The organism is Mesorhizobium sp. Root102 (genome assembly GCF_001425625.1).
GTDB lineage: Bacteria > Pseudomonadota > Alphaproteobacteria > Rhizobiales > Rhizobiaceae > Mesorhizobium.
Window position 1 is genome coordinate 65,168 of sequence record NZ_LMCP01000001.1, and the last position, 22,752, is coordinate 87,919.

The 22,752-nt window shown below is 61.0% G+C and carries 21 protein-coding genes and 1 tRNA gene; 13 read left to right on the plus strand and 9 right to left on the minus strand.

From position 1 onward, the window contains the following. Window positions 1-121 precede the first annotated feature (121 nt). A complete protein-coding gene (locus ASD12_RS00325) occupies window positions 122-1,015 on the plus strand; it encodes an alpha/beta hydrolase (protein ID WP_056580507.1) in 894 nt (297 codons plus the stop codon). 64 nt (window positions 1,016-1,079) lie between these two features. Here the strand turns inward: ASD12_RS00325 and ASD12_RS00330 are convergent, their stop codons facing one another. The 4 genes from ASD12_RS00330 to ASD12_RS00345 all read right to left on the minus strand — a co-directional run bounded on the left by ASD12_RS00330 (window position 1,080) and on the right by ASD12_RS00345 (window position 4,160). Further along, window positions 1,080-2,159, minus strand: a complete 1,080-nt coding sequence (locus ASD12_RS00330) for a site-specific integrase (RefSeq protein WP_056581890.1) — start codon at window positions 2,157-2,159, stop codon at window positions 1,080-1,082. Window positions 2,160-2,400: 241 nt separating this feature from the next. Beyond that, on the minus strand, window positions 2,401-3,528 hold the full coding sequence (locus ASD12_RS00335) for a porin (RefSeq protein ID WP_056580509.1): 1,128 nt from the start codon (window positions 3,526-3,528) through the stop codon (window positions 2,401-2,403). 123 nt (window positions 3,529-3,651) lie between these two features. Beyond that, a complete protein-coding gene (locus tag ASD12_RS00340) occupies window positions 3,652-3,885 on the minus strand; it encodes a GIY-YIG nuclease family protein (protein WP_056580512.1) in 234 nt (77 codons plus the stop codon). 184 nt (window positions 3,886-4,069) lie between these two features. Further along, window positions 4,070-4,160, minus strand: a tRNA-Ser gene (locus ASD12_RS00345). Between the two features lie 472 nt (window positions 4,161-4,632). Between ASD12_RS00345 and ASD12_RS00350 the strand changes: the two genes are divergently transcribed. Further along, entirely contained in the window at window positions 4,633-5,793 is a 1,161-nt protein-coding gene (locus tag ASD12_RS00350) for a porin (RefSeq protein WP_056580515.1), read from the plus strand. A gap of 160 nt (window positions 5,794-5,953) precedes the next feature. On the opposite strand, the gene ASD12_RS00355 is transcribed toward ASD12_RS00350, so the two are convergent. Continuing rightward, on the minus strand, window positions 5,954-7,618 hold the full coding sequence (locus ASD12_RS00355) for a sulfotransferase (protein ID WP_056580518.1): 1,665 nt from the start codon (window positions 7,616-7,618) through the stop codon (window positions 5,954-5,956). A 210-nt stretch (window positions 7,619-7,828) separates the two neighbouring features. Between ASD12_RS00355 and ASD12_RS00360 the strand changes: the two genes are divergently transcribed. Then, entirely contained in the window at window positions 7,829-8,941 is a 1,113-nt protein-coding gene (locus ASD12_RS00360) for a pyridoxal phosphate-dependent aminotransferase (protein ID WP_056580521.1), read from the plus strand. A 138-nt stretch (window positions 8,942-9,079) separates the two neighbouring features. On the opposite strand, the gene ASD12_RS00365 is transcribed toward ASD12_RS00360, so the two are convergent. Beyond that, window positions 9,080-10,072 (minus strand): GNAT family N-acetyltransferase, encoded by a 993-nt coding sequence (locus ASD12_RS00365; RefSeq protein WP_056580524.1) that lies wholly within the window; start codon window positions 10,070-10,072, stop codon window positions 9,080-9,082. Between the two features lie 165 nt (window positions 10,073-10,237). On the opposite strand from ASD12_RS00365, the gene ASD12_RS00370 reads away from it, so the two are divergent. From ASD12_RS00370 to ASD12_RS00390, 5 genes are all read left to right on the plus strand, one after another. Further along, window positions 10,238-10,522: an acylphosphatase gene (locus tag ASD12_RS00370; RefSeq protein ID WP_056580527.1), complete on the plus strand. Its 285-nt coding sequence runs from the start codon at window positions 10,238-10,240 to the stop codon at window positions 10,520-10,522. A 71-nt stretch (window positions 10,523-10,593) separates the two neighbouring features. Next, a complete protein-coding gene (locus tag ASD12_RS00375; protein WP_056580530.1) occupies window positions 10,594-11,235 on the plus strand; it encodes a TetR/AcrR family transcriptional regulator in 642 nt (213 codons plus the stop codon). Next, window positions 11,204-12,367, plus strand: a complete 1,164-nt coding sequence (locus ASD12_RS00380) for an isovaleryl-CoA dehydrogenase (RefSeq protein WP_056580533.1) — start codon at window positions 11,204-11,206, stop codon at window positions 12,365-12,367. The genes ASD12_RS00375 and ASD12_RS00380 overlap by 32 nt, the downstream gene beginning before the upstream one ends. Window position 12,368: 1 nt before the next feature. Beyond that, complete coding sequence (locus tag ASD12_RS00385) at window positions 12,369-13,976, plus strand: carboxyl transferase domain-containing protein (protein ID WP_056580536.1); 1,608 nt, start codon at window positions 12,369-12,371, stop codon at window positions 13,974-13,976. 136 nt (window positions 13,977-14,112) lie between these two features. Next, window positions 14,113-16,095, plus strand: a complete 1,983-nt coding sequence (locus ASD12_RS00390) for an acetyl/propionyl/methylcrotonyl-CoA carboxylase subunit alpha (protein ID WP_056580539.1) — start codon at window positions 14,113-14,115, stop codon at window positions 16,093-16,095. An 89-nt stretch (window positions 16,096-16,184) separates the two neighbouring features. Here ASD12_RS00390 and ASD12_RS00395 read toward each other — a convergent pair whose 3' ends face one another. Together ASD12_RS00395 and ASD12_RS00400 are read right to left on the minus strand one after the other, a co-directional pair. Then, window positions 16,185-17,306 carry an ABC transporter substrate-binding protein gene (locus tag ASD12_RS00395; protein ID WP_056580542.1) on the minus strand — a complete coding sequence of 374 codons (1,122 nt, stop codon included), beginning with the start codon at window positions 17,304-17,306 and terminating at the stop codon, window positions 16,185-16,187. Between the two features lie 383 nt (window positions 17,307-17,689). Next, complete coding sequence (locus ASD12_RS00400; protein ID WP_010915070.1) at window positions 17,690-17,956, minus strand: sel1 repeat family protein; 267 nt, start codon at window positions 17,954-17,956, stop codon at window positions 17,690-17,692. A 449-nt stretch (window positions 17,957-18,405) separates the two neighbouring features. Here ASD12_RS00400 and ASD12_RS00405 point away from each other — a divergent pair, with 449 nt between their 5' ends. The 5 genes from ASD12_RS00405 to ASD12_RS00420 all read left to right on the plus strand — a co-directional run bounded on the left by ASD12_RS00405 (window position 18,406) and on the right by ASD12_RS00420 (window position 22,050). Next, on the plus strand, window positions 18,406-18,747 hold the full coding sequence (locus tag ASD12_RS00405) for a DUF2147 domain-containing protein (RefSeq protein WP_056580544.1): 342 nt from the start codon (window positions 18,406-18,408) through the stop codon (window positions 18,745-18,747). A gap of 217 nt (window positions 18,748-18,964) precedes the next feature. Beyond that, window positions 18,965-19,123, plus strand: a complete 159-nt coding sequence (locus tag ASD12_RS34730) for a hypothetical protein (RefSeq protein WP_200953674.1) — start codon at window positions 18,965-18,967, stop codon at window positions 19,121-19,123. 40 nt (window positions 19,124-19,163) lie between these two features. Next, complete coding sequence (locus ASD12_RS00410; protein ID WP_056580548.1) at window positions 19,164-19,358, plus strand: hypothetical protein; 195 nt, start codon at window positions 19,164-19,166, stop codon at window positions 19,356-19,358. Between the two features lie 116 nt (window positions 19,359-19,474). After that, a complete protein-coding gene (locus ASD12_RS00415) occupies window positions 19,475-20,938 on the plus strand; it encodes an AMP nucleosidase (RefSeq protein WP_244482699.1) in 1,464 nt (487 codons plus the stop codon). 101 nt (window positions 20,939-21,039) lie between these two features. Continuing rightward, entirely contained in the window at window positions 21,040-22,050 is a 1,011-nt protein-coding gene (locus ASD12_RS00420) for an endonuclease/exonuclease/phosphatase family protein (protein WP_244482700.1), read from the plus strand. Between the two features lie 4 nt (window positions 22,051-22,054). Here the strand turns inward: ASD12_RS00420 and ASD12_RS00425 are convergent, their stop codons facing one another. Beyond that, window positions 22,055-22,654 carry a DUF922 domain-containing protein gene (locus ASD12_RS00425; RefSeq protein ID WP_056580556.1) on the minus strand — a complete coding sequence of 200 codons (600 nt, stop codon included), beginning with the start codon at window positions 22,652-22,654 and terminating at the stop codon, window positions 22,055-22,057. Window positions 22,655-22,752: the final 98 nt, after the last annotated feature.

Below are 22,752 nucleotides of genomic sequence, written 5' to 3' on the forward strand. Positions count from 1 at the left end.
CTGCGCGCCGATCCACCTTCCCTCACAAGGGGGGAAGGGAAGAGCGCCTTCCATTTGACCATCCCTACCCTCGCCTGTAGCAGTCTTAGACGAGCCGGCAACGGCAAGGAATCGCGCCCAGATGTCAAGTGACCAACTTTTCTCCGATTTCTTCTACACCGCACCGGATGGGCTTGACCTTCATGCGCGCGTCTATGGCCAAGCAAACTCCGGCCGCTGGCCGGTCGTCTGCCTGCCGGGTCTGACCCGCAATGCCAGGGATTTTCACGAGCTGGCGCTCTATCTGTCGACGCATGCGGCAAATCCGCGAAAGGTCATTGCCTTCGACTATCGCGGGCGCGGGCAATCCGCCTACGACCCCGATATCAGTCACTACAATGTCGGTGTCGAGGCTGGCGACGTCCTTGCCGGGCTGGCGGCGCTGAACATCGAGGAAGCAGCCTTCATCGGCACGTCGCGCGGCGGGCTGATCATCCATGTGCTCGGCATGATGCGGCCGGCTGTCCTGAAAACCATTGTTTTCAATGACATCGGACCGGTGATCGAGGCGGCTGGGCTTGCCCATATCCAGTCTTATCTCGAGCGCGACCCGACACCGAAAACCCGCGTACAGGCGACTGCCGCCCAGCGCGGCGTACACGGCAAGGACTTCTCCGCCCTTGCCGGGGCGGATTGGGATCGGATGGTATGGGCTCTCTACCGCGAAACGGACGGCGGCCTGGTGCCGGATTTCGACCCGCACCTAGTCGATACCGTTGCCAGTCTCGATCTGACGCAGCCTTTGCCTGATCTATGGCCGCAATTCGAGGCGTTGGCCGCGATTCCTCTGCTCGCCATACGCGGCGCCAATTCGAGATTGCTGTCCATAGACACGCTACAGCAGATGAGAGAGCGCCATTCCATGATGGAAACGATCACCGTCGAGGGCCAGGGCCACGCCCCTTTCCTTGATACCGGCAGCCTGCCCAACCACATCGCGGCTTTTCTCGATCGGGCCGAGCGACAGTACATGTAAAAGTAAACCCCAAGACCAATCAAGGTCCTGGGGTCGTTACAACAGTATTGGCTAACTCGCCAGCCTACTTGGCTTTTGAACTTTTCCGAGGCGCTTTCGGCGAGGCCGCGGCCGGTTCGCCCTTCTGTTTCCGTGCCGCCACCGGGGACGAAGGCGTGGTCACGGGCGATAAAAACACGGACCCCTCCCCACTGTTTGCCGGCTGGTCGCGAGGTTTCTCCAGGACAACCACGCAGCCATCGAGATCGTTGGTGGCCAGATGCGCGTAACGCATGGTCATCGACAGCGTCTGGTGGCCGAGCCACATCTGCACGCGCCTGATATCGATGCCGCCCTGGACAAGACGCGAGGCGCAGGTGTGGCGCAATATGTGCGGCACCACCTGATCGTCGGCGCCAAGGCCGACTTCGGCCTTCGCGTCGTTCCAGATGGCACGGAACTGTGCCTGGCTGAGCTTGGTGAACGGTCCCTTGGGCCGACGGCCCTCTTGCGGAGGCAGCTTGATGACCTCCTTGACCCGCTCGGTCATGGGAATGGTGCGGCTGCGGCCGGATTTGGTGATCCAGAAACTGACACGATGCTCCTGGATATCATTCCAGATGAGCCCAAGCGCCTCACCGAGACGGCATCCGGTGTCGACCAGGAAGACGGAAAGCCTGTAGGCGTCCTCGCTGCGGCTCTTGATGGCAGCGAACAGCCTGGCCTCTTCGTCCCTCTCGAGGAAACGAATCCGTCCCGCCCGCTCCTTCTGGCGGCGGAACTCGGGCAGGCTGTGGATATCTCCCATCTTATGAGCCTTGCGCAGCAGTTTGCTGAGGGCAGCCATCTTTCGATTGATGGTTGCGTTGCTGTTGCCGCGCTGGCGCAAGGTGCCGATAAGGTTGTCCAGGGTACTCTGGTCAAAGGCGCTGAACCGCTCCCCAAGGAGAAGCTCATCTATCTCGCCGATGAAAGAGCTGACATTGTATTTATGCCGCCCATCATCCCACAATATATCCCGGTATGCTAAAAAAAGCTCTCCGACCCTGTACGACTTTACTTCTCTGATCTTGTTGTAACTGTATCGTATCGTCGAATTTTGAGAAGAAAACATCGAAAAATGATCGGAGGGCTCACCCTCTTGAATCGCTTCGGTCGTCATCATTTGCCACACCCCCGAGTGGGATAGATCAGCCCTATCCGCTTGGAAGCGTCCTTTCAAGAGATTTGAATCACGCAGTTGTGATTTCATCCGCCCATCAGCGGATCCCACGAAACCTTCCCACGGACCCTATTCAGCTACCGTTACCCCCTGTTCCTTCTGTTTTCCTTGACCCAGTCACGAAACAAAAACAGCCCGGGCGTTTGTGCGCCCGGGCTGGATTTCACCTGTGTAGAACCAGCCCTTAGAACGAGCGCTGGAAGCGAAGCATGCCGCCGATGTTGCTGTCATCGTCTGCATTGGTCCAGTTGGATGCCGGGAAGCTGCCCGCATTGACGTAGTCGACTTCGGCTGTGACCGTGAAGCCGGGAACGACGTCATAGGCGATGTTCGCCGCGATGCCGAGGTTCTCGTCTTCGTCATACGATATCTGAGTGTTGAACGAGGTCTTCTCGTTGAACTTGTAGGTGCCACCGCCCCACACTGCCCAGTTGCCGCCCCACTGCTTGTAGAAGCCGCGACCGCCAGCCGGGATGGCCCAGGTCGGGTCGGAGAGGTTGTCATCCGAGCCGTAACCGCCGATGATAAACAGCGAGATCTGGTCGTTGACGTTGACATCCAAACGAACCTTGCCGGCGACTTCTTCGTAGTTGCTGTCATAAGCGACAACACCCGAAATGCCGCCCCAGCCCTGCGTCCACTTGACGCCGCCGACGACGTGCGGAACGTAGCTGTCGATGGTGCCCTTCGTGCCCGAGCCTTCTTCGAGAGAGACCACGGCCGAGAAGCCGTTGCCGGCGTCGAAGTAGTACTGGACGACGTTGGTGTCGAAATCGCCGTAGGGAACGAGCGTATCGTTGATGACGTTGCCGGCGTAGCCGATGAACGTATTGAAGGCCGATTCGTCTTTACCGACGCGCAGGCCACCAAGCTGGATCCAGGCGAAGTTGAGCGAAACACCCTTGTTGAACGCATTGTTCGGACCAACCACATCACCATCGTCGGTGGTGGAGCCGCCGTAGGCCTGACGGTTGCCGAAGTTGAAGCGGGTCTCGGTGTAGGTCTTCAAGGTGCCGAGTTCGGTTTCCTGGCCGGTCCAGGTCTTCAGCGCGAAGCGGGCGTTCTTGAAGTAGGTGCTCTGGCTTTCGCCGTCTTCATGGTCGAAGGACTTCGCACCGTCGAACGAGCCGACGTCGCCGACGCCGATGTCGTAGCGGACATAGCCGCCGATGCGCAGGCAGGTTTCGGTGCCCGGGATGTAGAAGTAGCCAGCGCCGTAGACGTCGCAAATCTTGACGTATTCAGCGGGTTCCGCACCGGAAACTGCGATCAGTGCCGCAGCGGAGCCGAGGAGAAGGCTCTTGATGTTCATTTTCTGACCTCCAGTCAGAATCGAACGAAACGGTAGAAGCTACGGCCCGTGCTTTCACGATAACGGATTGTTATTGCTGCGTTATATCGAAAAAATGTGAGATTTGATGCGGGCGCGCGGCCGTCACCACAGCCGTTTGTCGGCGAAAGCGTGCCCAGAGCCGGATTTGAGATAACGCTCGAATGAAGCCGCTTTGGCCTGGCTCGAGAAGGCCATGTAGGTCACGATTCGCCATGGCAGGAACTTGGACGTATGGCTGGATTTTCCGGCATTGTGCCCGGCAAGCCGCCGTCTCAGGTCCGACGTTATGCCGACGTACCGCTCGCCTTCCGCAGCCTCGCTCTCCAGAAGATACACCTACCACACGAAACCGCCCTCCCTCGCCAAACGAAGGGTATCCTGGCTCTTGGCAGGAGGACAGCCAACCTGTTTTGCAAGGATTCTGAGGTACTTGCGCCCTCCTTCGCCGAGGCCTCGGAGGGCATCCTGCTTCGAGTAGAGGTCTGGGCTTGTCCTGCGAAGCTCGAAGAGCGAAGCAGGATGGCGGAGAGGATGGGATTCGAACCCACGAGAAGCTTTTGACCTCTACTCCCTTAGCAGGGGAGCGCCTTCGACCACTCGGCCACCTCTCCGTTGCGCCGCTGGATAAAGAAAAGCGCCGACACAATCAACAAGCCCCCAGCCATTATCTCGGAAAAGAAGCCATTATATGGAAAAATAACAACGCACCGAAGCACCGCTTTCCACGGATGCGGCGGTTCTGCGGCGGTTTCCTGGCTGGCGACTCGGGGTCTGGCCTTGATTCCGTCAGCCGATCGCCGGATTCGGCCGCAAACAAGGGGTTGCGGAGGGGCAGATGGTTAACGAGAGCTTTCTGAGTGAGGCCAAATCGTGTCATTTGTGCAACAACGCCAAGGGATAGCAGCCGAACAGCCCTTTCGCCGGTACGATCGTGGTTGAACGCCGCCGGCTCATGGGTAATGTCGATTTCGAAGGAGCGGCGCGGTGCGCATCTTTTTCGGTAGTGGGGATGGGGCAGGGAACGCTGTCCTTCAGCAAAGAATACCCAGACCCGTTTTTTAACTTTTGACTGGAGGTCAGAAAATGAACATCAAGAGCCTTCTCCTCGGCTCCGCTGCGGCACTGATCGCAGTTTCCGGTGCGCGCGCCGCCGACGCCGTCGTCGTCAAGATTTGCGACGTCTACGGCGCTGGCTACTTCTACATCCCGGGCACCGAAACCTGCCTGCGCATCGGCGGCTATGTCCGTTATGACATCGGCGCCGGCGACGTCGGCTCGTTCGATGGCGCTCGCTCCAACGACGTGCAGGACGGCAAGAACCAGGGAACCTGGGCCAAGAACACCCGCTTCACGCTGAAGACCTGGACCGGCCAGGAAACCGAACTCGGCACCTTGAAGACCTACACGGAGACCCGCTTCAATTTCGGCAACAGCAATGCCGATCCCGACTTTGGTTCGAACGATGCGCACAACAAGGACGTATCGCTGAACTTCGCCTGGATCCAGCTCGGTGGTCTGCGCGTCGGTAAGGACGAATCGGCCTTCGATACGTTCATCGGCTATGCCGGCAACGTCATCCAGGATACGCTGGTTCCTTACGGCGATTTCGACACCAACGTCGTCCAGTACTATTTCGACGCCGGCAATGGCTTCTCAGCCGTGCTCTCGCTCGAAGAAGGCTCGGGCGCTGGCTCCGTCGACGATCTCGGCAACGGCAGGTATGGCGTTGGCACGATCGACAGCTATGTCCCGCATGTTGTCGGCGGCGTAAAGTGGACGCAAGGCTGGGGCGCGATCACTGGTGTCGTTGCCTACGACAGCAACTACGAAGAAGTCGCTGGCAAGGTTCGCTTGGATGTGAATGTTTCCAACGAGCTGTCGTTGTTCTTGATGGGTGGCTACGGCACGGATGACAACCTCACCGACCCGACCTACGATCAGCCTGCGGGCGGTCGTGGCTTCTACAAGCAGTGGGGCGGCAACTGGGCAGTGTGGGGCGGTGGCACCTACAAGTTCAACGAGAAGACCTCGTTCAACCTTCAAGCGTCTGCTGACGACTGGAAGAACGTCGGCGTTGCAGCGAACGTCGCTTACGACATCGTCCCCGGCTTCACAGTCACGGCCGAAGTTGACTATCTTCATGCCGGCAAGTTCGGCGACGGCAGCACGGATAACGTCTCCTGGACCCCGGCCGACAAGAAGAACAGCGTCGGCGGCCTCCTCCGCTTCCAGCGCTCGTTCTAATACATTTCGACTTGTCGAAAACGAAAACTCGGCGGGCAACCGCCGGGTTTTTTGCGTCGTAGCGCCCTTTCGTCTTGCAAAGCGTCGCGTGCTCAGGGGTCGCCTGGATCGCTGGAACAAGCGACGCTGGGTGAACTCACGATGACTCTGGATTTCCGGATCAAATATCGGCCAGATCGCCAAGGGCCTCGATCAAGGGCTGGATCTTGGATTCGTAATGTTTCCATCGCTTTACCGATGACGTGTAGATCGGTTGGCGAACCTGCCAGCGACTGAGAGTTCTGACCGACCCGCCCCTATCAAAGAAGCGCAGGCAGGCATCGTCCCAGGGCAAGCCGAGATGATCGATGAGGCGCCGCGATTGCCCCTCTTGATCCGAGATCATATCCTCATAGCGATTGTCGAAAATCCGCCCAGGCAAAACGGCCTTCCAGTGGCTCATAAGGCGGTCATATTCGCGATAATACAGGCCGAGTGTTTTGAGATCGTAGCTATAACTGTGGCCATGCTGAAGATTTGAGATGAAACACGAAACGCAATTGTCGATTGCGTCACGCTTGCAATGAATAATTCGCGCCTTTGGGAAAATCATCGCGATCAGCCCGATCAGTTCAAAATTATGAGGCATCTTGTCGACTATACGCGATGCGTCGGAAGCGTAGAGAGCCATATTGGATAGGTAGTCCTTGGCCAGCGTCTGTGATTGCTGAGTGGACATCGATCGAATGGTTTGCTGAAAAGCTTCCGTTGAGCCCAACTTCAGACCAATGGCAGCTGCCATTCGTCCGAGCTTGGTCAATTCGCCAGCCCCTTGTACGTCGGGATGACTTGAGCAAATTTGTTCCGTCAGGGTGGTTCCCGACCGGGGCATTCCTAGCACGAACACGGGCGCTTCGGACGGGTCGCCATAACTTTCCATGGCAGCCAGCAACTTGGGATCGAACAGAGAAATCAAAGCGTCGACCCGCTTGCGGCATGCATCTATGTCAAAATCGCGGACCTTGAACGTTCTGGCCGTCAGGAAATGATCCATCGCTTCGTCGTAGCGACCAAGATCGTTGAGAACTTTTCCCGCGGCAAAGTTAAGATCATGAGCTTCGGCGGCCGAAATTGCGGAGTTGCCTAGTTCGTTCAGTATCGACGCAAGTTCAGGCGGCTCAGAGGAAAATTTTCGCAAGCCCACCAGGATGTTGTAGGATTGGGCCACTGAAACGCGCCGGGCAATGTTTTCATTCAAGTAGGTGGCCGCCTCGTCCATTCGCCCCAGATTGATGAGGGTGCGTGCTACGCCTGTGCGCGCGAGGGGATGATCTCTGTCGAGGTCAAGCGCCTTGCCATAGGAAAGCAGGGACATCTCGCCCCTGTCAAACCTCGCGTAAGCCTGTCCCAGGCAGCAATGTGCCTCCACCAAGCCGGGCTTCAACTCGCACGACCGTTGCAGATGCTTGATTGCCGGCGGATAGTCGCCAACTTTCGACCACGCTTCGCCAAGCGTTAGCTGATAGAACGGGTTGTTCGGCTCCTGGGCTGCCGCTCGCGAGAGATATTCGATCGCCAGTTCGTCGTCGAAGCCCAGCCCAAGCGTGCCGAGAATGTATAGAGCAAGCGGATGATTGCGCGTGCGTGCCAAGACGCGATGACAGAGTTCCTCGGCCTCCGGCAGTCGTCCCGCCTGCTGTAGTTCGAGTGCCTGCCGCAAAAGCGAGTCGTCAGGCTGCGTACGCGACGTCGTCGACTGCAGCGGTTTTGCTTGCAGCTGTTTGGCAGGCGGCGAGGGTTGGGCCTTCAGATGTTTGGACCAAGCGGGCGGTAGTCTAGTATTCATTATGCCTCGCTAGCAAAATCGAGTGGCAAAATCCAGCGAGAGAGATGGACGTCCACCGGCAGTCATCATCCCGATCGATTCGATCATGGCCACGTTGCCCAATTGTTCGGAACCCTTCCAGCGGACCAGATCACCATTTCCCTGTTCGCAACTTGCACCCGCCAATCTGCCACGCTAGCAAGAAGGCCCATCTTCTCGTGAGCTTTTGCCATGCGCCAGCGCCCTCCCCTCACGCCGCTCGTCGACGCGCTTCCGTCGACCGTGCCCTTTGTCGGACCCGAAGCGCAGGAGCGCGAGCGTGGCCGCGCTTTTCGCGCCCGCATCGGTGCCAACGAGAGCAGCTTTGGGCCTTCGCCGCGCGTCATCGCCCGCATGGCCGAGATCGCCGGCGACATGTGGATGTATTGCGATCCCGACAATTTCGATCTGAAGGTGGCGGTTGCAGCGCATCATGGCGTGAAGGCCGAGAACGTCGTTGTCGGCGAAGGTATCGACGGCCTCCTCAGCCTTGTCGCACGCATGTATGTGGCCCCTGGCGATACGGTGGTCACCTCGCTCGGCGCCTATCCGACCTTCAACTTCCATATTGCCGGTGTCGGCGGACGGCTGGTGGCGGTCCCTTATGAGAACGACAGGGAAAGCCTGGACGGCCTGCTCGCGTCGGCACGCAAGGACAAGGCGCCGCTGGTCTATCTGTCCAACCCGGACAATCCAATGGGCAGTTGGTGGGAGGCAGGCGAACTCATCGCCTTCATCGAGGCGCTGCCGGAAACCACCATGCTGGTGCTCGACGAGGCCTATGGCGAACTCGGACCGGCCTCGGCGCTGCCGCCGATCGATATCTTGCGGCCGAACGTCATCCGCATGCGCACCTTCTCGAAGGCTTATGGGCTGGCCGGCATACGCTGCGGCTATGCGGTGGCCGAAGCCCAGGTGATCCGCGACTTCGAGAAGATCCGCAACCATTACGGCGTCAGCCGCATGGCGCAGATCGCCGGCGTCGAGGCGCTCGCCGATCAGGACTATCTCAGGAGCGTGGTGGCGCGGGTTGATGCCGGCCGGCGACGCATAGCCGGGATAGCCGAGGTGAACGGGCTGAAGCCACTGGCGTCGGCAACCAACTTCGTCACCATCGACTGCGGCCGCGACGGGCCCTTCGCGCTGAAAGTGCTGCAAGGCCTGCTGTCACGCGACGTGTTCATCCGCAAGCCGATGGTGCCGGTGCTCGACCGCTGCATTCGCGTCAGCGTCGGACTTGACCACGAACTGGACATTTTAGCCGAGGAACTTCCGGGCGCTTTGGCGGCAGCGCGGGGGAACTAGAGCAGTTTTCCGTTTCACGGAAACGGCAAACCGCTCTAACTCTTTGTTTTGACGCAATTCCGGGCGGAAAACCGTTTCACACTTTTCCTGGAATTGCTCAAGGATACCGCTGGGCGCGCAAACCAGCAGCAAAGCTGCTTACAGATCCAGCTCCCAGGTTTGGCCGATCAAATCCTTGCCGAAACTGTGGTGATGCTGCTGCGAGACCAGCCTGAAGCCGGCGCGCTCATAGATCGCGCGCGCCGCGACGAGAATGTCGTTGGTCCACAGCACCAGCCTGATGTAGCCGCAAGCGCGGGCCTGGTTCACGCATTCCGCGACAAGGCGCTTGCCGATGCCAAGGCCCCGCGCCGCTGCCTCGACATGCAGCATCCTCAGCTTGGCCACCTTGTCATCCTGATGAACCAGGAACACCGCGCCGACTGGCTGACCACCGCGTTCGGCGATCCAGCAGAAGTCGCGGCCGGGCACGAAATTGCGGATGAAATCGGCGCCGATCTCGGCGAGCATGGCCTCGAACTCGATTGTCCAGCCATATTCCTCGGCATAGAGTTGGGCCTGCCGCTGCACGACCCAGCCGACGTCGCCGACGCGATGCGGCCGCAGCGTTACCTGGCTGTTCTCACGGGCGGGATCGCCCAGCAGTTCCCTTGCCTTGCGCAAGGCGCTGCCCAACTCCTGCAACCTGTCGTCGGGCACGCTTTCGATCAACCGCGCCGTGTCCCGATCGGCCGCAGCCTGGAGCCCTGAAAGGGCTGCCTCGCCTCTCGCCGTGAGCGACAGGATCCGCCGGCGCTTGTCGGCCGGATCGGTCCGGGTTTCGGTTAGACCCTCGCCGGCGAATTTGCGTAGAATCCGTGTCAGATAAGCGGCATCGACGCGCAGTTGCCTGGCGATGTCGGAGGCAGTGGAGCCTATCTCCAGATGAAAAGCCTTGGCAAGAAAGCCGCCTTCCCCAGCAGTCTCGGAAGCCGCCGGACGATCAAGGTGGCCGAGTTCGAAAAGCACACGCGCCTCGGTCAAAGTGAATGCGCTTTGTGTCAACGTCTCGTCAAGAAGGCCAACGGTGCGTGTGTAGAAGCGATTGAAGCGCCTGATATCGGCCACCAATGCTTTTCGTTCGTCCAACATCTGGGTCCAGCTCCTATTGAGGCAGCTCATTTTCCAAAATTAGTGGACTGAGTCAATTAAATTTCAAAAGGCCAGAAGTTCAGCTGCGGCGTCGCGCCCGCAATTCTCAGGTTGCATTCCCTGAGCCATGCACCAGATTCCAACGAGACAGGCTTGGAGAGGTTCATGGCTGGTCATCGCAGGAAAGTGCGGGCGCGCGTCTACGGCAATGTGCAAGGCGTCGGCTTCAGACTCTGGGTTCGGAGCGAGGCCACAGGCCTTGGTCTTGCGGGCTGGGTTTGCAATGAAGCGGATGGGTCAGTAACGGCCCAGATTGCAGGCCTCGATGAAGCGGTCTCGACAATGATCGAGCACCTCTGGAAAGGGCCGGCCGGGGCTTCGGTTTCTAGGGTCGACGTCGAGGAGTTGGCAGCCGGAAACGCTTACGTTGGATTCAGGATCGTTGCATGAAGGCGGAACTGGTTCGAGCGCCTTGAATTAATTGAACGTTCGTTTTATTATTGCTCCTTAGAGGAGCTGACATGGCACGCACCACCGGATCCGATGGCGAAAAGACCGAAGCAGCCGTCCGCGAGGCGGCGGTCAATCTGATCGCGCGTTTTGGCTACGAGGCGATGTCGATGCGCCAACTCGCCGCCGAAGTCGGCGTCCAGGTCGCCGCGCTCTACCGCTATTTTCCAACCAAGGAAGAGCTTCTGTTCACCCTGATGCGCGAGCACATGGAAGGTCTGGCCACAGCATGGGAAGCAGCCCGGCCGACCGATGCAGATCCGGCGCAACTGCTCTCGGCCTATGTGCGCAATCACATCGCCTTTCATATCGAGCGACGGCACGCCACGCATGTGTCGAACATGGAATTGCGCAGCCTGTCGCCCGAACGGCTGACACAGATCCTGCGCATGCGCACAGCTTACGAGAAGGAGCTCCGCGCCATCCTGCGCGACGGCGCCGAGGCGGGCGCCTTCAGCATCGACGACACCGGTCTGACGGCCATGGCGCTGATCCAGATGATGACCGGCGTCATCGTCTGGTTTCGGCCGGGCGAGCGGCTATCGATCGCTGAAGTGACGGCGACATATCTTTCGATGACAATGCGCCTGGTTGGCGCCACATCTGCCGGGGAGGAACGAGATGTACACGAACACGCTCAGCTTCGGGCATGACCAGGATATCGAGGCGCTGCGCGACATGGTGCGGCGCTTTGCTCAGGATCGCATCGCGCCGATCGCCGCCGACATCGATCGCTCGAACGAATTCCCGGCGCATCTGTGGGGTGAACTCGGCGCACTCGGGCTGCTTGGCATCACCGCCGACCCCGATTGCGGCGGCAGCGGCATGGGTTATCTTGCGCATGTGATCGCCGTCGAGGAGATCTCGCGCGCCTCGGCGTCGGTCGGCCTCTCCTACGGCGCCCATTCCAATCTCTGCGTCAACCAGATCAACCGTTGGGCGACACCGGCGCAGAAGGAAAAATACCTGCCGCCGCTGTGCTCGGGCGAGCGTGTCGGCGCGCTGGCGATGTCGGAGTCCGGCGCCGGCTCGGATGTCGTCTCGCTCAAGCTGCGCGCCGAAAAGCGCAACGACCGCTACGTGCTCAACGGCACCAAGATGTGGATCACCAACGGGCCGGACGCCGAGACGCTGGTCGTCTATGCCAAGACCGATCCGGACCAGAAATCGCGCGGCATAACCGCTTTCATCGTCGAGAAGGCGATGGCCGGGTTTTCCGTGGCGCAAAAGCTCGACAAGCTCGGCATGCGCGGCTCCAACACCGGCGAACTGGTTTTTTCGGATGTCGAAGTGCCATTCGAAAACGTGCTGCATGAGGAAGGTCGCGGTGTCGAGGTGCTGATGTCGGGCCTCGACTACGAACGCACGGTGCTTGCCGGCGGCCCAATCGGCCTAATGGCGGCGTGCCTCGACGTGGCGATCCCCTATGTGCATGAGCGCAAGCAGTTCGGCCAGGCGATCGGCGAGTTCCAGCTGGTGCAAGGAAAGCTTGCCGACATGTACACGACGATGAATGCCGCGCGCGCTTACGTCTATGCCGTCGCCGCCGCTTGCGATCGCGGCCAGACGACGCGCAAGGATGCCGCCGGCTGCGTTCTGTTTGCCGCCGAGAAGGCGACGCTGATGGCGCTGGACGCCATCCAGCTGCTTGGCGGCAACGGCTACATCAACGACTATCCGACCGGCCGCCTGCTGCGCGACGCCAAGCTCTACGAGATCGGCGCCGGCACCAGCGAAATCCGCCGCTGGCTGATCGGCCGCGAGATCATGGCGGAGGGGGTGTAGCATGGTAGTACTCCAAACCCAGATCTCGCCCTCCTCCGAAGCCTTCCGTGCCAATGCCGAGCGCATGCGGGCGCTGGTCGCCGACATTGCGGAAAAAGCTGCAGCTGTCGAGCGCGGCGGCTCGGAGGAAGCGCGTGAACGCCACGTTTCCCGGGGCAAGCTGTTGCCGCGGGAACGCCTCGCCCAACTGCTCGACATCGGCTCACCCTTCCTCGAGATCGGCCAGTTCGCCGCATGGTCGATGTATGGCGAGGAGATTTCGTCGGCGGGCATGATCGCCGGGGTCGGCCGCGTCGAAGGCACCGAGGTGATGGTCGTCGTCAACGACGCCACGGTGAAGGGCGGCACCTATTATCCGCTGACGGTCAAGAAGCATCTGCGGGCGCAGGAGATCGCACTGCAGAACAATCTGCCCTGCATCTACCTCGTCGACAGCGGCGGTGCCAACCTGCCCAACCAGGACGAGGTGTTTCCCGATCGCGAGCATTTCGGCCGCATCTTCTACAACCAGGCCAACATGTCGGCGGCCGGCATCCCGCAGATCGCCTGCGTCATGGGTTCCTGCACGGCGGGCGGCGCCTATGTGCCGGCAATGTCGGACGAAACGATCATGGTGCGCAACCAGGCGACCATCTTCCTCGGCGGTCCACCGCTGGTGAAGGCGGCCACCGGCGAGGACGTCAGTGCCGAGGATCTCGGCGGCGCCGATGTGCACACACGGCTTTCCGGTGTCGCCGACCACTATGCGCTGGACGACGACCATGCGCTTGCCATCTGCCGGCGCATCGTCAAAAACCTGAATCGGAACAAGACTGTAAGTCTGAACTTACAGAAATCGATTCCGCCGCTTCATCCGGCGGATGAACTCTACGGCATCGTGCCGACCGACCTGCGCCAGCCCTATGACGTGCGCGAGGTGATCGCGCGCGTCGTCGACGGCTCGGAATTCGATGAGTTCAAGCAGAACTACGGCATCACGCTGATCACCGGCTTTGCCCATCTGCATGGCATGCCGGTCGGCATCATCGCCAACAATGGCGTGCTGTTTTCCGAAAGCGCGCTGAAGGGGGCGCACTTCATCGAACTCTGTTGCCAGCGCAAGATCCCGCTGATCTTCCTGCAGAACATCACCGGCTTCATGGTCGGCAGGAAATACGAAGCGGGCGGCATCGCCAAGGACGGCGCCAAGCTGGTGATGGCGGTCGCCACCGCCAGGGTGCCGAAGGTGACGATCATCATCGGCGGCTCGTTCGGCGCCGGCAATTACGGCATGTGCGGCCGCGCCTATTCACCGCGCTTCCTGTGGATGTGGCCGAATGCCCGCATCTCGGTGATGGGCGGCGAACAGGCGGCAACCGTGCTCGCCATGGTCAAGCGCGAAGGTATGGAGCGCAAGGGCGGCGAATGGAGCGCCGAGGAAGAGGCGAAATTCAAGAAGCCGATCCTGATGAAATACGAGCATGAGGGCCACCCGCTCTATTCGTCCGCACGCCTCTGGGATGACGGCATCATCGACCCGGCGAAGACGCGCGACGTGCTGGCACTCAGCCTGTCCGCCGCACTCAACGCCGAAATCGAGGAGACGCGCTTCGGCGTGTTCAGGATGTGATGACCGGCCAACGTGCATCATCCGTAGAGCACTCCCTTGGTAAGGGAGAGGCCGACGCCAAGGGCCGGACTGCCAAGCACGGGGGCGCAAGGGAACGTCTGCGTCGCTCCAAGCAAACTATGGCTAGGGAGGCCCCATGTTCGCCAAGATCCTGATCGCCAATCGCGGCGAGATCGCGTGCCGTGTCATCCGCACGGCGCGGAAGATGCGCGTGCGGACCGTCGCCGTCTATTCGGATGCCGACGCAAAGTCCCTGCATGTCGAGATGGCCGACGAGGCGGTGCATATCGGGGCCTCGCCGGTCGGCGAAAGCTATCTGCGCGGCGACAAGATCATCGCCGCGGCTTTGGCCACGGGCGCGCAAGCCATTCATCCCGGTTACGGCTTCCTGTCGGAAAACCCCGATTTCGTCGACCAGGTGGCGGCGGCGGGGCTCACCTTTATCGGCCCGTCGGCGGCCTCGATCCGTGCCATGGGGCTGAAGGATGCCGCCAAGCGGCTGATGGAAAAGGCCGGCGTGCCGGTCGTGCCGGGCTACCATGGCGAGGCGCAGGAGATCGTGCTGTTGGCCTCGAAGGCGCGCGAGATCGGCTATCCCGTGCTGATCAAGGCGCGCGCCGGCGGCGGCGGCAAGGGCATGCGCCGGGTCGAGCATCCCGACGGGTTTTCCGAGGCGCTGTCCAGTGCTCGACGCGAGGCAAAAGCCGCTTTCGGCGACGACCGAGTGCTGGTCGAAGAATATGTCGACAAGCCGCGCCATATCGAGGTGCAGGTGTTCGGCGACAGTTTCGGCAATGTCGTGCATCTCTACGAGCGCGACTGCTCGGCGCAGCGCCGCCACCAGAAGGTGACCGAGGAATCGCCCGCCCCCGGCATGACCGAGGCGCTGCGCAAGGCGATGACGGAGGCAGCGGTAAAGGCCGCCAAGGCGATCAATTATTCGGGCGCCGGCACCGTCGAATTCATCGTCGATGCCTCGCAAGGCCTGAAGGCCGACCGCTTCTGGTTCATGGAAATGAACACCCGCCTGCAAGTTGAACATCCGGTCACCGAAATGGTAACCGGCACCGATCTGGTCGAGTGGCAGTTGCGGGTCGCATCGGGCGAGAAGCTGCCGAAGATGCAAAGCGAGATCGCGCTCAACGGCCATGCCTTCGAGGCGCGCATCTATGCCGAGGACGCGGCAAAAGGCTTCCTGCCGGCGACTGGCACGCTGCATCATCTGAAATTTCCGGACGCGGCCCCCGAAGGCGCCACGATGCGCATCGAGACCGGCGTGCGGGCGGGTGACGCCATCTCACCCTATTACGACCCGATGATCGCCAAGCTGGTCGTCCACGCAAAGGACAGGCAGGCGGCTCTCGACGCGCTCGGCGTGGCGCTGTCGCGAACCGAGATCGCCGGCTCGACCGTCAACACCGCCTTTCTTGCCGCTCTGGCCGCCGATCCGGACTTTGCCGCAGGCGATGTCGACACCAGCCTGATCGCCAGGCACCAGCCGGCGTTGACCGAGGTCGCGCCGCCGACCGGCGAAACCATTGCTGCTGCCGCCGTTGCGGCCTCCGGCGCCGGAGCAGCGCCGCCATCCAACGATCCGTGGTCGTCGCTTGCCGGCTACGCGCATTTCCACAGCGTGGCGCGACGCACACGGCTGAAGTTCGGCGAAGACGATATCGCAGCGAAGGTTTCGGTGCGGCCGGACGGGCGATTCCAGGTCACGCTGGACAAGCCCTATGACGACACCAATTCGCATGATTTTCGCGCCACGCCGCGCCTCGCCTGCTGGCCAGGCCACATCACCGTGTTCGAAGGCGCCGTTGGCTATACTTTCGCCGTGCCGGACCCGCTGGCACGAACCGATGATGCAGCGGCAGGTGCCGGCAGCCTGCGTGCGCCGATGCCGGGGCTGGTCAAGCTGGTGCGCGTGGCAAAAGGCGATGCCGTGATCAAAGGCCAACCGCTGCTGATCCTCGAGGCAATGAAGATGGAGCACACCATCGCCGCGCCGCATGACGGCGTGATCGCCGAGATCGCCACCGAGGGTGCGCAGGTCACCGACGGTACGGTGCTGGTGCGGTTCGTCGAGGACCAAAACGCCTCGACCGCAGCAGTGAGCTGACGGTTCGGAAGACAAACGACAGGGCAAACAAGAAATGGCCGGGGCGAGCCCGGCCATTTCTCTATGCTATCCAGTCGCCAGGGCCGCGATTATTGCGCGATCGGCGCGTATTTGCCGTCATGCCACTGGTTGATGTCGTAGCTGGCATTCTTGAGGTCGCCCTTCTCGTCGAAGGTGACATCACCGACAACAGTGTTGATCGGCGTACCGTTCTTCAACGCTTCGGCCACCTTGGCCGGATCGTCGCTTCCGGCGCGCTTGATGCCTTCAGCGAAAGCCTGGATGGTGGCGTAAGAGAACAGCGTGAAGCCCTCCGGCACGAAACCGCCGGCCTTGATCTTCTCGACGGCTGCCTTGGCTTCCGGCTTTGCCTGGGGATCCGACGGGAAGACGAACATGGTGCCCTCGCCGGCCGGGCCGGCAACCTGCCAGAACTCCGGCGAGGCGATGGAGTCCGGCATGATCAGCTGGAACTTCAGGTTCTGTTCCGCCGACTGACGCAGGATCAGGCCAGCTTCAGGATGGTATCCGCCGAAATAAACGACGTCGGCTTTCAAGTCCTTGAGCTTGGTGACGAGAGCCGAATAGTCCTTCTCGCCAGCGTTGATGCCGTCATAGTAGACCTCCTTGAGGCCGCCGGCATTCATCGTTGCCCTGACGGCGTCAGCCACGCCCTGTCCGTAGGCGCTCTTGTCATGCAGGACGACGACATTCTTGCCGGCAAACTTCTTGGCGATCCATGGGCCGATGAAGGCGCCCTGCGCATCGTCACGCGTATAAAGGCGCATGATCGTCGGCCAGCCGGCCTTGGCCGCCGCGTCGGTCAGCACCGGATTGGAAGAAGCCGGGCTCATCATCAGAGCGCCGGCTTCGGCATAGACGGCTGAGGCCGGAATGCTCGAACCCGAGCAGGCATGGCCGTCGATGAACTTGACGCCATCGGCGACGACGCGGTTGGCGACCGACACGGCCTGCTTGGGATCGCACTGGTCGTCTTCGATATCGAGCTTGATCATCGACCCGTTGACTCCACCAGCGGCGTTGATGGCGTCAGCAGCGGCCTGTGCGCCCTGCTTGAACTGATCGCCGATGGTGGCGAGCTGTCCGGTCATCGGGCCGATCACCGCAAAGGTGATGTCGTCGGCGAATGCGACCGGCGTGCTTATCATCAGGCCGAATATGGCCGCGTTCAAAATACTCAATTTTTTCATGATGGTAGAACTCCTCCACTCACGCGCGGCCGCCCCGGCCGCGCTTCTTCCAGAGAGGCCGGACAATTTCATCCTTCCTTGGGCCTGTCTAGGCGCATTGGCGCCGCTCGATTGGGCCTGCAAGACGTCATCCACGCAAAAAGCCACGCCAGCCTTGTTCCGGCTGGTCGTGGCTTTTTGCCCGTCGAGCAATCTCCAGGCGCCCCCGCGCCTAAAGATCCCGCTCACCTCCCCTGCGTCGCGCACGACCAGGCCCTGCAGCCTGCCGCGTTCTTTCTCTTTTATGTCGTCGACCGTCTTGCGCGGCCTCCATTCCGCCGGGTCTGGCTGTCTGTGCAGCCTTGATCCCGGAGCTTCCCTGTCTTCGTAGCGATTGGCAGATCTCAGTGCATGGTCATCCATTCGCGGGCTTCGCGAAGCGCCTTGGCGATCTCAACCTTCGACATGGCCGCCGACAGTTCCGAACGCAATTCCGCGGCGCGGGCCGAGCCCTTGATCGCGGCGATGTTGAACCATTTGTGGGCGGCAACGACATCGGTCTCGCAATCGCGGCCGGTCGCATACATCATGCCCAGTTCGAAAAGAATGTCGGCCTGGGCAGTTGCTCCCATGGCGCCGAAACCTGCTTCAAGCATTTCAAAACGTGCCATTTCAATCCCCTGTTTCCGGCCCTTGTCAGGCTCCCGAGAGCTGCCTTCGTTCGTCCTTGCTGGCTGCTCTTCCGATGCTTTCGAGAATGCCGTGCAGGCTTGAATCCGTCGTTAAATGGCGTGCTTAATTTGAGGAAAACAAAGCTAAAACAAGAGGTAAACGCGAAAATTCGTTAAGGATACAAAGCCAGCAATTCAGCCTGCTTGCGTCAAATTTGACGAAAATTTTCTGACGCCAAGTCAAGACTTCGCTAACCACGGGAGACAAAGGCGAAGCGCCGAACGTTTCATTTCCTTGGCCGGGAGGCGCATTCAGGGCCTTTCAAAATCCGAAAGTCCTCCGTTGCGGCACCGCTTTTGTTTTGCCGGGAGCTGGATTAGCTTACGTTTGCGTAAGCGGCAGGCCGGCGAGGCGGAGCATCCGGCCGGACATCCAAAGGGAGGAAGACATGTTTCGCAAAGTGAGTCTGGCCCTTGTGGCCACATTGATCATGGCGGGTGCGGCATGGGCCGATCCGATCGAGGGCGATTGGAAGACGCAGGCCGGCGACACCGCAGCCATCGCTGGCGGCGGATCGTTTTCCATCACGCTCAAGTCCGGCAAATATGCCGGGAAGACAATCGGATCGCTCAAGGCGACAGGCGACAGCAAATATGCCGGCAACATCACCGATCCGGCAAACGACAAGACCTATTCGGGCAAGGCGACATTGTCGGGCACCTCGCTGAAGATGAGCGGCTGCGTGCTCGGCGGACTGATCTGCAAGAGCCAGATCTGGCACAAGCTCTGATCGACCGCATCCTTCCGAAATGAAAACGGGGCCCCGACGGGCCCCGTTTTCATTTGTCGTGGCATAATCCCCTGCTCGTCGCCTCCTGCTGGCAACTTGTCGACACCGGCGCCGGCAAAATCCCGTCAATCATTTTGAACCGCAGATGAACGCGGGCATCAGAGCCGGTTCAGTTGCATCAGGGCATTCTCCGGCGTGTTGAAGGAGACCCGACCCAATGCTTGCTCGCCGCTTCACCATCGTCTGCCTGCTGGTGAGCCTGTTTGGAATGTTCTTCGCCATCCTCGTCGCCGAAGCGGGCCGTCCAGCCCGCGCCTGGGACGATGCCAGTTCCAGAACCTGCCGCCTCGCCTGCCCCACCCATATTCGCAACTGAACAAAGAAACCAAGACCTCAAAAAGAAAAGCTGAAACACCATGAACCGCATCGCCGCCAACGCTCTCAAGACCCTTCGGCTTCTGCCGCGGGCGGCGCTTATCCTGACGGTTCTTGCCGCTCCGGTTCTGGCCGTGCCGATGATGCGCACCGACGCCGGCTCGACGATCGACGCACCGGCTCTGAAGAAGTCCGGCGTCGGCTTCGTGCTTCTGGTCAGCCTGCAGCGCGGTTGAAGAAAAACGACGCTTTGGCGGCCTTCGGTCGCGACACCCCTCCCAAGTGCCGATCCAAGTCTCTATATTGAGCCATGGAAAAGCGAATCTACCCACAAGCCATCGAATCTGTCGTCATGCCGGAGCCTTTTGGCCGGCAAAGCTTTGATAGCGCTGAAAAGGCAGTCGCCGCACTGCAGGCGCTTTACGACCGCAACACCAAGTTCCTGCGCGACTCCTTTGCAGAACTGGCGGCAGCGGGCGGCGACAATGGCAAGCGCTACCGGGCCTTTTATCCGGAGATCGGCGTCACCACCAACTCGTTCACCCAGATCGACTCGCGCCAAGCCTATGGCCATATGCCGACGCCGGGGCATTTTTCCACCACCATCACCCAGCCGGGTCTGTTCGAAAGCTACCTCGTCGAGCAGTTGCGCCTGATCATGCGCAATCATGGGGTTGCGGTCACGGTGTCGGAATCGACCACGCCGATCCCGCTGCATTTCGCCTTTCTCGAAGGCACCCATGTCGACGGCGCGGCGGCCGAGCGCATCAAGCGGCCGATCCGCGATCTGTTCGACGTGCCGGATCTCGACGGCACCGACGACCAGATCGCCAACGGCACCTTCGAAGTGGCCTTCGGCGAGCCGAGGCCGTTGGCGCCCTTCACGGCGCAGCGCATCGACTATTCGCTGCATCGCCTGTCGCACTATACGGCGACCACGCCGCAGCATTTCCAGAACTTCGTGCTGTTCACCAACTACCAGTTCTACATCGACGAGTTCGTCGCCCGCGCCCGCGATCTGATGGCCAATGGCGGCGGCGGATACACCGAGTTCGTCGAGCCCGGCAGTGTCACCACCAGGGTCGGGCAAAGCGCGCCCAGCGAAGGGGTAGCACCACCGCGCCTGCCGCAAATGCCGGCCTATCATCTGAAGAAGCCGAACCATGGCGGCATCACCATGGTCAATATCGGCGTTGGGCCCTCCAACGCCAAGACGATCACCGACCACATCGCCGTGCTGAGGCCGCATGCCTGGGTGATGCTTGGTCACTGCGCCGGACTACGCAACACCCAGGCGTTGGGCGACTATGTTCTGGCACATGCCTATGTGCGCGAGGATCACGTCCTTGACGACGATCTTCCAGTCTGGGTGCCGATCCCGCCGCTGGCCGAGATTCAGGTGGCGTTGCAGGAAGCCGTCGCCGAAGTCACCGGCCTGTCCGGCTATGACTTGAAGCGCATCATGCGCACCGGCACCGTCGCCACCATCGACAATCGCAACTGGGAGCTGCGCGACCAGCGCGGACCGGTGCAGCGGCTGTCGCAGTCGCGGGCGATCGCGCTCGACATGGAATCGGCGACGATCGCCGCCAACGGCTTCCGCTTCCGCGTGCCCTATGGCACGCTGCTGTGCGTTTCGGACAAACCACTGCATGGCGAGTTGAAACTGCCCGGCATGGCGACCGAATTCTACAAGCGTCAGGTGGCGCAGCACCTGACCATCGGCATCAGGGCTATGGAGAAGCTTGCGGAAATGCCGATGGAGCGGTTGCATTCGCGCAAGCTCAGAAGTTTTTCGGAGACGGCGTTCCAGTAGGCCGGTTCCACGCATCGCATGGGCATTTCGTCATCTTGATTGGGCCGCATTTCTGCCGATAAACGGGCGGCATGAAGAGAGCGAGCTTCGGGACATTGCTGATGTCGGTGGCATTCCTGGCAATGCTCGCCTGTTCGATCGCGCTGGTGGCCGGGTTTTTCGGAACGCTGCATCCGGCCTTCGATTCCTTCTCGCATTTCCGCGTCCACCTTGCCGTGCTGATGGCGCTTTGCGCGCTGCCGCTGCTGGCCACGACATTTCGCCTGCAAGCGGCCGTGGCGCTGCTTTTTGCCGTGGCGGCCTTTGCCACGACCTTGAACACTCTGCCCGGTCCATGGCCGGTTCAGGCTGCCTATGAAGCCAAAGACGAAAATCGTGCGACCTACAAGCTGCTGCAGATGAACCTGCGCTACGACAATCCGACGCCGAAGAAGGTGCTGTCGCTGATCGGCCGGACCAATCCCGACGTGATCACCCTCGACGAGGTATCGGCGATGTGGGCGACCGAGTTGGGCTATATCAGCAGCGCATATCCATACCGGATCCTCTGTCCTTATCCGAACGGCATATTCGGCGTCGCGCTGCTCTCGCGGCGGCCCTTTGCCGCCGGGGCCGAGGCGCGTTGCGAACGGCGCGGCGCCATGGCGACAGCGACCATCGACTTCGGCGGCATCGATGTCGATGTCGCGGCCATCCATCTCAGCTGGCCGTGGCCACGCGAGCAGTACTGGCAGATCGGCGAACTGACACAATCGGTTTCCGCGCTCGGCGAGACGGCCATCATGGCGGGAGACTGCAACGCCGTGCCGTGGAGTGCTGCCGTGCGGCGGGTCGCCTCGCTCGGCGGGCTGACTGTCATGCCATCCGCCGGCCCGACCTGGATCCACATCAAGCTGCCGGATTTCTTGCGGCGCTTCGCCGGCCTGCCGATCGACCAGGTTTTCAGCAAGGGCGGCGTGACCATTCATTCCGCGACACGGCTGGAGGACACTGGCTCGGACCACCTGCCGGTCATGGTGGAATTCTCGCTCAGACTGAACCAGCAAAAGCCGGCGGACGAGCATGAGACCGCGACCGTGTCGCTGATACTGGCCGGAAAAATGCCAGGCTAAAAGATCAAGGCTTGATCAAAGCGGTGACGAGATGCTCGACATGGCCACCGTCGCGATGCTCGCGGGCGTCGAAAGCGATCTGCTTCGCCTCATATGCGGCATAGGTGGCCCTGATACGCCGCTGCGCCTCGCGGCGTGTCTTTGAGCAGGACCGGTCGTCGGCAATCTTGAGGCCGGAGATCGATCTTTCAGTGGCGCGCATCATCTCCCTGGCGAGGCGGCCATGGGTTTCTTCATGAGCGCGGACGCCGGCGAAGAACCGCGTCCAGCGCTTCTGGAGCGCCGGCGGGGTGGCCGAAGCGACACGCGGAAACGTATAGAAGAGATTCAGCGTGCCATTGGCGCGCCGCAGGCGACAGACGCCATTGTCCTGGCCGGCGTCAAGGTCCCAATCCACGGTGTAGCCGGTCTGGGCGATGGCGTGCGTCATGAAGCCGTGCTTCGGCCCCTTGCGGTCCATAGCCTCCATCAGCGCCAGGCCGGTGGTCCCGGCGATGTCATAGGTCCGCGTCTTGACGACCACCATGGTGCCGGCCGAGGCCGCCGGAGCGGAACCGAACAGCGCGCCGATCGCCAAAAAACATGCCAGAACCGCCAAACGCATTGGCCATCTCCGTATCGTCAGGGAATGGAACCATAAGCGCGCGGCAGTTTCAACACTCCTAATATTTCATATGCCTCGGGTGGACCCGAGCCTTCGCC